10 protein-coding genes, 2 rRNA genes and 1 pseudogene (1 of these 13 running past the window's edge) are annotated in these 12500 nt (G+C 48.8%); 3 read left to right on the plus strand and 10 right to left on the minus strand.

From position 1 onward, the window contains the following. Both CXB77_RS00890 and CXB77_RS18980 read left to right on the plus strand, forming a co-directional pair. A partial coding sequence (locus CXB77_RS00890; protein WP_146108628.1) for a lytic transglycosylase domain-containing protein occupies nucleotides 1–185 on the plus strand: 185 nt, incomplete at its 5' end. Nucleotides 186–286: 101 nt separating this feature from the next. After that, nucleotides 287–550 carry a hypothetical protein gene (locus CXB77_RS18980; protein ID WP_146108629.1) on the plus strand — a complete coding sequence of 88 codons (264 nt, stop codon included), beginning with the start codon at nucleotides 287–289 and terminating at the stop codon, nucleotides 548–550. Between the two features lie 129 nt (nucleotides 551–679). On the opposite strand, the gene CXB77_RS00895 is transcribed toward CXB77_RS18980, so the two are convergent. From CXB77_RS00895 to tcuA, 8 genes and pseudogenes are all read right to left on the minus strand, one after another. After that, nucleotides 680–1120, minus strand: a complete 441-nt coding sequence (locus CXB77_RS00895) for an InlB B-repeat-containing protein (RefSeq protein WP_105072443.1) — start codon at nucleotides 1118–1120, stop codon at nucleotides 680–682. Further along, nucleotides 1117–2742 (minus strand): InlB B-repeat-containing protein, encoded by a 1626-nt coding sequence (locus CXB77_RS00900; protein ID WP_105072444.1) that lies wholly within the window; start codon nucleotides 2740–2742, stop codon nucleotides 1117–1119. Before CXB77_RS00900 ends, CXB77_RS00895 begins: the two co-directional genes overlap by 4 nt. Before the next feature lie 173 nt (nucleotides 2743–2915). Then, a pseudogene (locus CXB77_RS00905) lies at nucleotides 2916–4652 on the minus strand (DUF1566 domain-containing protein); the annotation flags it as partial. 32 nt (nucleotides 4653–4684) lie between these two features. Then, nucleotides 4685–4975: a helix-turn-helix domain-containing protein gene (locus CXB77_RS00910; protein ID WP_105072446.1), complete on the minus strand. Its 291-nt coding sequence runs from the start codon at nucleotides 4973–4975 to the stop codon at nucleotides 4685–4687. Between the two features lie 3 nt (nucleotides 4976–4978). Beyond that, nucleotides 4979–5074, minus strand: coding sequence for a type II toxin-antitoxin system RelE/ParE family toxin (locus CXB77_RS00915; protein WP_347338015.1), 96 nt, complete (start codon nucleotides 5072–5074; stop codon nucleotides 4979–4981). A gap of 107 nt (nucleotides 5075–5181) precedes the next feature. Beyond that, the gene (locus CXB77_RS00920) at nucleotides 5182–6408 is read right to left on the minus strand and encodes an AAA family ATPase (protein WP_105072448.1); all 1227 of its coding nucleotides are present in this window, start codon (nucleotides 6406–6408) and stop codon (nucleotides 5182–5184) included. A gap of 47 nt (nucleotides 6409–6455) precedes the next feature. After that, nucleotides 6456–7616, minus strand: coding sequence for a tricarballylate utilization 4Fe-4S protein TcuB (gene tcuB / locus CXB77_RS00925; protein ID WP_105072449.1), 1161 nt, complete (start codon nucleotides 7614–7616; stop codon nucleotides 6456–6458). Then, the gene (gene tcuA / locus CXB77_RS00930) at nucleotides 7603–8985 is read right to left on the minus strand and encodes an FAD-dependent tricarballylate dehydrogenase TcuA (RefSeq protein WP_105072450.1); all 1383 of its coding nucleotides are present in this window, start codon (nucleotides 8983–8985) and stop codon (nucleotides 7603–7605) included. Before tcuA ends, tcuB begins: the two co-directional genes overlap by 14 nt. 153 nt (nucleotides 8986–9138) lie before the next feature. Here tcuA and CXB77_RS00935 point away from each other — a divergent pair, with 153 nt between their 5' ends. After that, nucleotides 9139–10125, plus strand: coding sequence for an IS5 family transposase (locus CXB77_RS00935; protein ID WP_105072451.1), 987 nt, complete (start codon nucleotides 9139–9141; stop codon nucleotides 10123–10125). A gap of 362 nt (nucleotides 10126–10487) precedes the next feature. Here the strand turns inward: CXB77_RS00935 and rrf are convergent. Both rrf and CXB77_RS00945 read right to left on the minus strand, forming a co-directional pair. Next, nucleotides 10488–10603, minus strand: a 5S ribosomal RNA gene (rrf, locus tag CXB77_RS00940). An 88-nt stretch (nucleotides 10604–10691) separates the two neighbouring features. Next, nucleotides 10692–12500: ribosomal RNA gene (locus CXB77_RS00945) — 23S ribosomal RNA — on the minus strand; it runs 1081 nt beyond the window's last position.

Genomic DNA, 12500 nt, shown 5'->3' on the forward strand with positions numbered 1-12500 from the left:
CGCCGCAACCAATTGATGCTGATTTATGGATTGCGCAGATTCCTTTTAATGAAACACGCGGTTATGTGGAACGAGTGCTGGCATATCGGGTGATTTATGCGGAGCGTTTGGGATTACCACCATTGCGTCTCAGTGATTTATTGCCACCAATTCCTGCGTTACCCAGGAATAATGCTAAAAGTTAATGGATTTAAGGTGCATAAATGTCGAATACACTCACTGCGACTTTTCAAATTGTCACTCCAATGTTTATTGGTGGCGTGGATCAATCACCGCAGGATGGAGTGTGTCCTCCATCAATTATGCGAATGGTGAGAATACAGGGCAGAGTTTATGTTTATTGCGTGTCGCTGCCAATTTGCGTCCGTTGACCAAAGCACAATTACCGAATGCTGGTTCTGGTCATCAATACTTACTTGGTCAAGGGCTTTATAGCTTCAGGGATGGATACTTACGCGAAGCACTTCCTCCCGGTGAAATAAAAGTCAGTTTACGCTTTCATCCGAACACATATATAGCGAACGCCATTCAGTTGCAGAAGCGTTATTGATACATAAAAAAGCCTCCCTTTGTAGAAAGGGAGGCTAACAGTCATAAAAACAGCAGTGATTATTTTACTGTATAGAGTTTACCCAACTGATTATCCTTTTCACTGGTTTCTGTTGTGACACAGCCGCTATCAATAAATGCCCGCGCAGTATAAGTTCCCGTTGGGCACCCGTAATCGCGCTGTTAACGTGCGGCTCGCCCCAACAGCTAAAGTGCCAACGCGAGTACGTGCATTACCTAATGCCCCGCAAGTACCGAGATTGGTTTGACTTTTCCAAATTGTCAAATCACCCGCATCCAATGCTTTTTTCGCAAAGTTCTTTACCGTAACGCTAATGTCAAAAAAATCATTTGCGCTTGGTGACGCGGGCGTAATGACCATATTGGTAATGACTAAATCAACCGCTGTTGTAGTAAAGGTTGCCGTGATATTTTTCAGTGCATTCATACTAACAGTACAGGTATTAGTACCACTGCAATCGCCACTCCAACCAGTAAATACAGAACCGACATCAGAAACTGCTTTAAGCGTGACTGATTGTCCGTTTGTATAGCTTTCATTGCAATTCATGCCACAACTAATTTTACCATCAGTAGTAGTGACAACACCCGATCCCGTGCCTTTTTAATGACATTAAGCACATAACCTTCTGTTAACTTGAAATTCGCCGTCACGGTTTTATTCGCAGTGACATTCGTCAAGCTGCAACTCGTGCCGCTGCAATCACCACTAAATCCAGTAAACGTATAACCCGCATTTGCCGTTGCTGCGCAATTACTCGAACCGCCATAAACAACCGGATTAACGCTGCAATTCACGCTACCGCCAATTGAAGGATTGGCAGTGGCGTTAATTGGATAAGTGATTGCAGTGAAATTTGCCGTCACGGTTTTATTGCCGGTGACGTTATTCAAGCTGCAACTCGTGCCGCTGCAATCACCACCAAAGCCAGTAAATGTATAACCCGTATTTGCTGTTGCTGCACAATTACTGGAGCCGCCATAAGTCACCGGATTAACGCTGCAATTCACGCTGCCGCCAATTGAAGGATTGGCAGTGGCGTTAATTGGATAAGTGATTGCAGTGAAATTTGCTGTCACGGTTTTAGTCGCAGTGACATTCGTCAAACTACAACTCGTGCCGCTGCAATCACCACCAAAGCCAGTAAACGTATAACCCGTATTTGCCGTTGCTGCGCAATTACTCGAACCGCCATAAGTCACTGGATTAACGCTGCAACTCACGTTGCCACCAGTTGACGGATTTGCAGTGGCGTTAATTGGATAAGTGATTGCAGTGAAATTCGCTGTCACGGTTTTATTCGCAGTGACATTCGTCAAGCTGCAACTCGTACCGCTGCAATCACCAGCAAAGCCGGTAAACGTATAACCCGTATTTGCCGTTGCTGCGCAATTACTCGAACCGCCATAAACAACCGGATTAACGCTGCAATTCACATTGCCACCAATTGAAGGATTGGCAGTGGCGTTAATTGGATAAGTGATTGCGGTGAAATTCGCCGTCACGGTTTTAGTCGCAGTGACATTCGTCAAGCTGCAACTCGTTCCGTAGCAATCACCACCAAAGCCAGTAAACGTGTAACCGGAGTTTGGCGTTGCGGTGCAATTACTGGAGCCGCCATAACTCACTGGATTAACGCTGCAATTCACGCTGCCGCCAATTGAAGGATTCGCAGTAGCGGTAATTGGATAAGTGATTGCAGTGAAATTTGCCATCACAGTTTTATTGCCGGTGACGTTATTCAAACTGCAACTCGTGCCGCTGCAATCGCCGCTAAATCCAGTAAACGTATAACCGGAGTTTGGCGTGGCGCTGCAATTACTCGAACCGCCATAAGCCACCGGATTAACGCTGCAATTCACGCTGCCACCAATTGACGGATTTGCAGTGGCGTTAATTGGATAAGTGATTGCGGTGAAATTCGCTGTCACGGTTTTAGTCGCAGTGATATTCGTCAAGCTGCAACTCGTTCCGTAGCAATCACCACTAAATCCACTAAAGTTATAACCCGTATTTGCCGTTGCCGTGCAATTACTCGAACCGCCATAAGTCACGGGATTAACGCTACAACTCATGCTGCCGCCAATTGAAGGATTCGCAGTGGCGTTAATTGGATAAGTGATTGCGGTGAAATTCGCCGTCACGGTTTTATTGCTGGTGACATTCGTCAAGCTGCAACTCGTGCCGCTGCAATCGCCGCTAAATCCACTGAAGTTATAACCAGTCTTTGGCGTTGCGGTGCAATTACTGAACTGCCATAACTCACTGGATTAACGCTGCAATTCACGCTGCCGCCAAGTGACGGATTTGCAGTTACGTTAATTGGATAAGTGATTGCGGTGAAATTCGCCGTCACGGTTTTATTCGCAGTAACATTCGTCAAGCTGCAACTCGTGCCGCTGCAATCGCCACCAAAGCCAGTAAATGTGTAACCGGTATTTGGTGTGGCGGTGCAATTCGTTGAGCCGCCCTGTATTACTGGATTAACGCTGCAAGTCACGCTGCCGCCCGCGCTGGGATTGGCAACTAACCCGATGGCATAAGTCGGCGCAGGATTAAACGTTGCTAATACCGCTTTTGCGCTGTTCATTAGAATTGAACACGCGCCCGATCCGGTGCAGCCGTTGCTCCAATTACTAAAAACATAGCCAGCATCGGGCGTGGTATTGAGATTAACGATGATGCCGCTATTGAAATCGGCTGAACAAGTCGAGCCGCAATTGATTTTGTAGTCGTCGCTGTAAATCAATCCGTTGCCGCTTTTATTGATTGAGAGCGAATAACTGGCGGGCGCAAAATTAGCGGTGATAGTTTGCGCGGCATTCATGGTGACGGTGCAATTGCTAGTGCCCGAACAACCGCCCCCACTCCAGCCAGTAAATACGGAATTGCTATCAACAACTGCATTGAGCATGATTTTTGCGCCGCTGTAAAAATTGCCGCTACAATTGGCACCGCAATTGATTTGATTATCAGAACTAGTAATAGAACCGCCTGCACCAGATTTGATGACGGTCAATTGAAAGGTATCAAATGAATCAAACGACTGTCCGCCGCGCACGAGGCGAACGCAGAAGTCGTAGTTCCGATCGTAGCCGTCGGCGCCGCCAGTGCTGAAAGTCACGCTCCACGCGCTGTTCGAGTAGCCGGCATTCGGAGAACCGGGCCAAAAAAACGAACTCGGCGTATTCGGAAAATAGTCGGTATCAATTGCTGGTAAATAGCGGCTGTAATCCACCAAGGCTTGCAGTTCTTTGAAATTAGGCAAGCGCCAATCGTTATAACCACCCAGATTAGAATTATTGGCAGCGATTAACGCGGCGCTCCAATTCATTTTTTTTGTTGTGCCCGTACAATTCGTGCCGCTTTGTCCTTCACTGCATTTTGCCCACATCAGTCCCGTATTTGACTGAGTTACGGTGCCATCCTCGTTATCGACAAAAGAATCAAAAGACTGTCCGCTGCGGACGAGGCGAACGTGGAAGTCGTTGCTCCGATAGCGGGAGCTGGGGTGGCCACTATAGAAAAGCACGCTCCACGCGCTGCTCGCGTCGTTGGCATGCGGAGAACCGGACCAAAACCACGAATTCGGCGTATTGGGGAAATAATTGGTATCAATTGTTGGATCGGGATAGGCAATACTGTGATTGGCAATTCCCAATAATTCTTTTGGATTGGGCATTCGCCAATCATTAAATCCGCACAAGCCAGTTGAATTAACGCTGGTCACATAACCGGCGGTTTCGTCGAAGGTGAACTCTGAATCACTGAGTTTCACTTGCCAGATTAAGCCGGTCACATTATCGCGGACGCAAGTGTGATCGGTTGCCGTTGCTGGCAAATCATTTCCGGCTGCATCCAATTTGGTGAAATCAAAACCGTTGCTGCCGAATTCAGCGTCTTGCCCGGGAAAATCGGCGACCGGACACGGCAAGCCGTTTTCGGTGGCATTCGAGCAGGTGGTAATGCCGGTGTCGTTGAGACCGTCGGCATGAGTTGGAATAGCCAGCGCGAGCAGAGCGATCAATCCCGCCCCACGCGCCAATGAATAAAAAGATCGCATACGGTCAAGCATTGTCATTCTCCAGTAGTGAGTTTTTAATCCACTTAAAATTAAGCAGGTAAAAGTTCTAACTCCACTCTGCAACCCGCACGAGTTGCTAACGTGATTAACATATCTATACTAAACTGTTCCTCTTGACCGCGTATTAAATCCGACAGTTGTGCTGGTTCTATACCCAATTGCATTGCTGCTTGCTGGTGCGTCCAATTGCGTCTGGAAATCCTCATGCGCAATTCAGTGATGAGTTGAGCACGCAAACGCAACAGATTTGCTTCTTCGGTCGTAAAGCCTAAATCAGTGAACACGTCGCCACTGGATTCGATGATGTATTCGGTCGTCATGGGTTATTCCTCAATGTGGCGATAACGGCGCGTTGCCAATTCTATATCTTCGCTGCGGGTGCGCTGCGTTTTTTTCACAAAAGCGTGGAGGACATACACATCAAAGCGGATGTCAGCATTTTAGGTGCCTTCTTCACTTCGTACTTAGCGGACTAAAAGTCACTGAAGCATTCATTGGAAAAAGCAGAGATTTTCCTGAATAGCATTTATTCTCGCGGCTGAAAAATCACATGTTCTATATCGCGCAACTTATCAATATCGGTGTGATTTTCAAGATATTCTGCCAATTGTAAAAAATCGGTGCGGGGATAACTGCGCCCGGCAGTTTCACGAAAAGCTAATTGCGGTTTTGAGCCTTCAATAATGTGATAACCCCAATACAGTAATGCGACGCTGTAGCGAATTTTTGCTGCATCAGGATGAATCAATTGACATTTAGAATCTGTTGCTGCGTATAAATCAATATGCCGCTGCAAATGGTCAAGTAAAACACCATTGCGCTTTTCTGCATCTTTGCTCACGTCATAACTGTTAATGATCGCAAACATCTCTGCATCAACACTCAATTGGCGAATATGCTTAAAGGTGCGCGTAATCACATCAGCATGTTTTGCAATGCCTAACGGATTCAATGTTGTAGGAATAATGCAATAATTGAATTTTTCAACCAAATTCCGTGGATTCTCAGTTAACACCGGTGAACAATCACAGATCACAATTTTGGTATCTTTATAGTGATCTTCATTCCATTGATCGTGATTTAAAACAGTAATTGTTGCGCCTTCCTGTCCCTTCATTTTCGGCGGTACATACAACGACGCATCACCATCTTCATCGGTGGGATCTTGTAAAAAGAGCTTGCGCAAATTCTTATCAGGATCAAGATCGACGAGAATGACATCATGCCCCATTAGGGCAAAAGCACCCGCTAAATGCGCGGCAACCGTGGTTTTACCCACACCGCCTTTGCAAGTGAATACGCCGATGTATTTTAATGGACGTTGCACATCAATGGCAGCACTCATCGTTGCAGCAGCAATTGCTGCTTCTGCCTCATGGCTTTTTGGATAATTCCAAACGACTGTGCCATTGTGATAAGTGCCTAAACACAAATTATTGGGTCGTTCTGTTTCAACATGAGTGAGTGCCGACTGACTAAATCCATTCGCACAAATAAACCAACCCGAAGAAAATCGCGCCGCAATCGGCAAATCTAAATACTCTTGAAATTTTTGCACCTGCGCAATGCTGCATTTTGCTTTATGGTTTTTAACCTGAACGGCAATACACTGGACGCCATTTTTTAACTCAATGTCATAGCCTTTGGTATTCGCTGGCGGCATGGTGACGGTGTAGCCAGATTGTTGGCAAAGTAAAGCAATTAGCTTCTCAAAATCATCTGGGTTGCTTGGAACTAAGGGATCGTTACTCATAAACAATTATCACTCCTATTTCTGTTAAAAAATGCCCTTAAAAACACTTAACGTTCAATGCGTTCAATTACCAAAGCAATGATGCGATAACCGGCATGAACCAATTTGCTATACGGCAATAGCGCGAATAATGCGATCACCACGCCTAAATGCAGCGCCAGCAGCAGCGCCATTGCTGCACTCTCGCGCCCAATTAATAACGCCAAGCCACTCGTCGCCACTGCCCACAGTAATAGCAATACCGTGCTATTCGCAGTGCGCGCCGAGCGCGTGGTCGGTGTGAGATCACCGCGCCATTGCAGCGCCAGCAAGCCGGTTGTCGCAAACGCAATGGCAATTCCGCCGCTCGTGCCCAATAAAACTGGAATGCTCGCAATAGAATAAGGCGCATTCCAACCCAGCGCGTGGTGATAAAACATCGCGGTCAGCGTCGCGGCGAAGCTCAAGCCTAACCCAGCCAGCAACCCCTGATGCAAGCGCCGCCGCAGGTGCGAAAAGCGTTCATCAATATCGTTGCAACCGTGCCCGCCACCGCGCAAATTACGCATTAAAACAACGTCTTGTAGTGCCAGCCATAAAATACGCCACGTCACTAACGCGGCGTTGGGTCGCGTAAATCGCCAATAGCGTCGCCAACCAATCGCCAGCGCCAGCGCCGACCAACTGAGCGGAATCACCGCCAGCCAAACCATCAGCGGCAATGACAACACACGATAAAACCCTCTCACGTTTGGGTTCGGTTCCAACAGCCAGATCAAACCCAGCAGCAATGCCGTTGCGCCGCTAGTCAGCAGCAGCGTCGTCATGGCGCTGTGGCGAAATGCGCCCGCAAATGCTGGCGGCCAAATGTGCGCAGCGTCGCTGTGCTGGCGCATTTGCGTCAGAGTGCGGGGCACATTGATGGCGAATTCGTGTGGCGGTGCGTATTGGCAGGAATACAAACAATTGCGGCAGCCGTGACAAAGATGCGCGAGATGGGCGAGATCGGCAGCGGTCAATGCGGGGCGACGTTGGGCAGCGTCGAACACATCGCAAAATCCGTTGCAATAGCCGCACACATTGCAAATGTTGAGAACACGGCGGGCTTCAAATCCCCCCAACCCCCCTTTTTCAAAGGGAGGCTTTTCGTGCTCTTTGTCAGTAAAAAGGGGCTTTTCTTTCTCCCCCCTTTGAAAAAGGGGGGGCGGGGGGGATTTAACCTTGAACATGAAGCGCAGCCGCCTGTCCCGCCAGCCGTCCGCTCACACAACTGATGGTCAGTGCCAGCCCTGACACATATCCGCTGCTAAAAATGTTCGGAGCCATCAGCATTCCCGCCGCAAATAAGTTGTTCATCACGCTGCCGTTGCGCAGTGTCACGCGCATCTGTGCATCAACGCCCACGCCATGATAAGTAAAGGTGATTCCCGGTCGCATCGGATACGCGCCAAACGGCGGTTCAATCAGCGGCAGCGCGTGGTGCGATTTCGGCGGTTCCAATCCAACGGTGTGCCAATGCGCCAGCTGCTGCGCGTCTATTGGCGGACAAATTGCCGCGTGATACGCCGCGACCGTTGCCTGTAATGCTGGCGTGGGAATGTTCAATTGTTCCGCCAATGTGGATAAATCCGGCGCAGTGCAGGGCGAATACAGCGACGGCGGCGCATTCCGCATTCCCCGCGCATCCAACAGCAAATACGCAATCTGACCGGGACACTGCGCCAGCCGCTGCCCCCAAATCGCGTAACGGGTGGAGGCAGTATCGCCGCCTTCATCGTGAAATCGCTGACCGTTTGCGTCCACCACAATTCCGGCAGGCATACAACGAATGCGCGTGACGATGCCGCCGTCATCGGCTGGCGATCGCGCATCAACGGCGACAAGATAAGCGCGAGTTGGATCGCCAACGGCTTGAACACCTTGATCTAACAGCATATTCAAGACTGCGCCAGTCGCAAACGGAGTGCCGCGATTGATCAAACCATCTGCCGCTGCGCCCCAAGTTGTGCGCCACCAGTCCCGATTTGCCTGCGCTCCGCCACACGCGGCAATGACGGCGCGAGGTGTGAGCGTGTGCGTCGCGCTACCAGATTTGATTTGCACCTGAATCACGCGCTCGCCGTCAAGCTGCAACGCGCTGATTTCACTGGCATAACGAATGATAACGCCGAGCTGTTCGGCAGTGGCGTACAGCGCGTTAATCATCGCCGTGCCGCCGCCGAGTAAAAATGCCGTTTTGCGTGATGGCGGCAGTCGTCCATCTGCAACCGGTTGAAATTGCACGCCCGCGCCCGCCAGCCACGCAGTGATGTCCGCCGATTCGTACACCAGCAACCGCGCAAGATCGGCGTTACTGTTTCCGGCGCTGGCGCGGTCGAGATCGGCGAGGAATTCGTATGCGGGATAACGTCCAGTCGAGAGCGGAGTGATGGTCTCGTGCATGATGCGCAGATTGCGGGAATGCCGCGTATTGCCGCCGCGCAATGAACGTGGAGCTTGTTCGCACAGTAAAACCGTCGCGCCAGAATGACGCGCCGCAATTGCTGCACACAATGCGGCTGCGCCGCCGCCAATGATTAAAATGTCGGTAGTGGTCATATCAAATAGAATGAAAATCGCGCATAGCAACCTCGTTGTTGGCACATTCTCTGCTTGCTATCCTAACCTAAGGAAACACTGATTAAATAGCCAGCATCGTTGCGATCTAAATGATAAAATAGGCATCAGTCGTAATGTAAATATGATACCAGCATGAAACAATTTTCTTTTGCACAATCAGAATTTTTAGCAAAAAAGAAAACGACGCGCCGTGAACGTTTTCTCAATGATATGGAAAAAATTGTTCCATGGTCAACTTTGGTTAAAGCATTGACACCTTATTACTACCCTGATAGTCAAGGTAAGCGTGGTCGTCCGCCAATAGGATTAGAGCGGATGTTAAGGATGTACTTTGTACAGCAATGGTATCATCTTGCTGATGAGGCACTGGAAGATGCAATTTACGATAGTCAATCATTACTGCAATTCATAGGTATTGATTTGAGTGTTGAAGCGGTACCAGATGCAACAACACTGTTGAAATTTCGCCATTTACTCGAACGTCATGCACTGACTACAGTGATTTTTTCTACAATCAATGCGCATTTACGCGAGAAAGGATTGTTGTTAAATCAAGGGACAATCGTTGATGCGACCATTATCAATGCCCCTTCTTCAACAAAAAACGAAGCAAAAGAACGCGATCCAGAAATGCATTCTACTCGCAAGGGAAATCAATGGTATTTCGGAATGAAAGCACACATTGGTGTTGACGTTAATTCTGGGTTAGTGCATACCGTGGTTGGCACGGCGGCAAATGAGCATGATGTCACTCAAGTTGAAAACATTTTACATGGTCAAGAACAAAAAGTTTTTGGTGATGCTGGCTACACTGGTGCAGATAAACGCGAAAAAGTTAAAAACAAATTTAATGAAAAAGTGGTCAGTTGGAATATCGCTGAAAAACGTTCTAAAGTTGAAAAAATGGATGATGGTTTGTTGAAAAATCTCACGCAACAGATTGAAAAAATTAAGGCGCAAATACGCGCGCGTGTTGAACATCCATTTCACATTATTAAAAATCTATTTATGCACCGTAAGGTACGTTATAAAGGGCTTGCGAAAAACACTGCGCAACTACAAACTTTGTTTGCTCTGGCTAATCTCTTAATAGCAAAAAAGGCGCTGTTAAAAGCCTAATATAGAGTTCACAGCATAAGAGTACCTTAATTTTACCTAATAAAGAGGTTGACTATTTTGAATCACTAAAGCAAAAACTATTTATTTAATATCCCCTCTATAAAAATATGCTTTTAAAAAGGCAACGTGGAGAACATTAAATAGATCAGCGGTTCCTTAGGTAAGCAGTCATAAGTAACGTTTGTATTGATGACGTGTTTTGATGTACCGCATAAAAGTATATCCTCTTGAATCTGTTTAATGAAATTTCGACCTCAAATCTGAGGCTAAAGCTGACCTAGAAATTTTTCTGAATAATAATCTCCAACCACCACAAAAGAAAACCCCCGCCTCAATAAAGAAGCGGGGGTTTCAGATTAAAACCCTGGCAGTAACCTACATTCACATGGGGAGACCCCACACTAGCATCGGCGAGTCACCGTTTCACGACTGAGTTCGGGATGGGATCAGGTGGTTCCAGTGATCTATGGCCGCCAGGGAAAGCGGTTGATAGCACAATTAAAGCTATCGAAATTTGGCGTAATCGTTTAATTAAACAGACAAGAAACAACGCACTTGGGTGTTATATGGTCAAGCCGCACGGTCAATTAGTATCGGTTAGCTGCATCCATTACTGGACTTCCACACCCGACCTATCAACGTTGTAGTCTTCAACGAACCTTCAGGGGCATCAAGTGCCCAGGGAGACCTCATCTTGGGAGGGGCTTCCCGCTTAGATGCTTTCAGCGGTTATCCCGTCCGTACATAGCTACCCGGCAATGCTTCTGGCGAAACAACCGGAACACCAGGGGTACGTCCACTCCGGTCCTCTCGTACTAGGAGCAGCTTCCCTCAAGTCTCCAACGCCCACGGCAGATAGGGACCGAACTGTCTCACGACGTTCTAAACCCAGCTCGCGTACCACTTTAAATGGCGAACAGCCATACCCTTGGGACCGACTTCAGCCCCAGGATGTGATGAGCCGACATCGAGGTGCCAAACACCGCCGTCGATATGAACTCTTGGGCGGTATCAGCCTGTTATCCCCGGAGTACCTTTTATCCGTTGAGCGATGGCCCTTCCATACAGAACCACCGGATCACTAAGACCTACTTTCGTACCTGCTCGACGTGTCTGTCTCGCAGTCAAGCACCCTTATGCCTTTGCACTCAATGCGCGATTTCCGACCGCGCTGAGGGTACCTTCGTGCTCCTCCGTTACGCTTTGGGAGGAGACCGCCCCAGTCAAACTACCCACCATGCACGGTCCCTACTCCAGATCATGGAGCGAGGTTAGAACGTCAAACAAACCAGGGTGGTATTTCAAGGATGGCTCCACGCGAACTGGCGTCCACGCTTCACAGCCTCCCACCTATCCTACACAAGTCGGTTCAACGTCCAGTGCAAAGCTATAGTAAAGGTTCACGGGGTCTTTCCGTCTAGCCGCGGGAACTCGGCATCTTAACCGAGAATTCAATTTCACTGAGTCTCGGGTGGAGACAGTGCCGCCATCGTTACGCCATTCGTGCAGGTCGGAACTTACCCGACAAGGAATTTCGCTACCTTAGGACCGTTATAGTTACGGCCGCCGTTTACCGGGGCTTCGATCAAGAGCTTCACCTCGCGGCTAACCCCATCAATTAACCTTCCGGCACCGGGCAGGCGTCACACCCTATACGTCCGCTTACGCGTTGGCAGAGTGCTGTGTTTTTAATAAACAGTCGCAGCGGCCATTTTATTGCAACCCTGTTCAGCTCCATCCGCGAAGGACTTCACTTACTCAGGGCGTACCTTCTCCCGAAGTTACGGTACCATTTTGCCTAGTTCCTTCACCCGAGTTCTCTCAAGCGCCTTGGGATTCTCACCCAGCCCACCTGTGTCGGTTTGGGGTACGGTCACATCAGACCTGATGCTTAGAGGCTTTTCTTGGAAGCGTGGCATCAATCACTTCATGTCCGTAGACACTCGTCATCACATCTCGGCATTGAATCCCCGGATTTGCCTAAGGATTCTGCCTACCTGCTTGGACCGGGACAACCAACGCCCGGCTGATCTAGCCTTCTCCGTCACCCCATCGCAGTCTGACCTGGTACAGGAATATTAACCTGTTTCCCATCGATTACGCTTTTCAGCCTCACCTTAGGGGCCGACTCACCCTGCGCCGATGAACGTTGCGCAGGAAACCTTGGGCTTTCGGCGGGGGGACTCTCACCCCCCTTGTCGTTACTTATGTCAGCATTCGCACTTCTGATACCTCCAGCACACTTTACAATGCACCTTCAACGGCTTACAGAACGCTCCCCTACCATGCGTGTAAACACGCATCCGCAGCTTCGGTACATGGCTTGAGCCCCGTTACATCTTCCGCGCAGGCCGACTCGACCAGTGAGCTATTAC

Origin of the sequence: Chromatium okenii (genome assembly GCF_002958735.1) — a bacterium.
In the GTDB taxonomy this organism is placed as follows: Bacteria; Pseudomonadota; Gammaproteobacteria; order Chromatiales; family Chromatiaceae; genus Chromatium; species Chromatium okenii_A.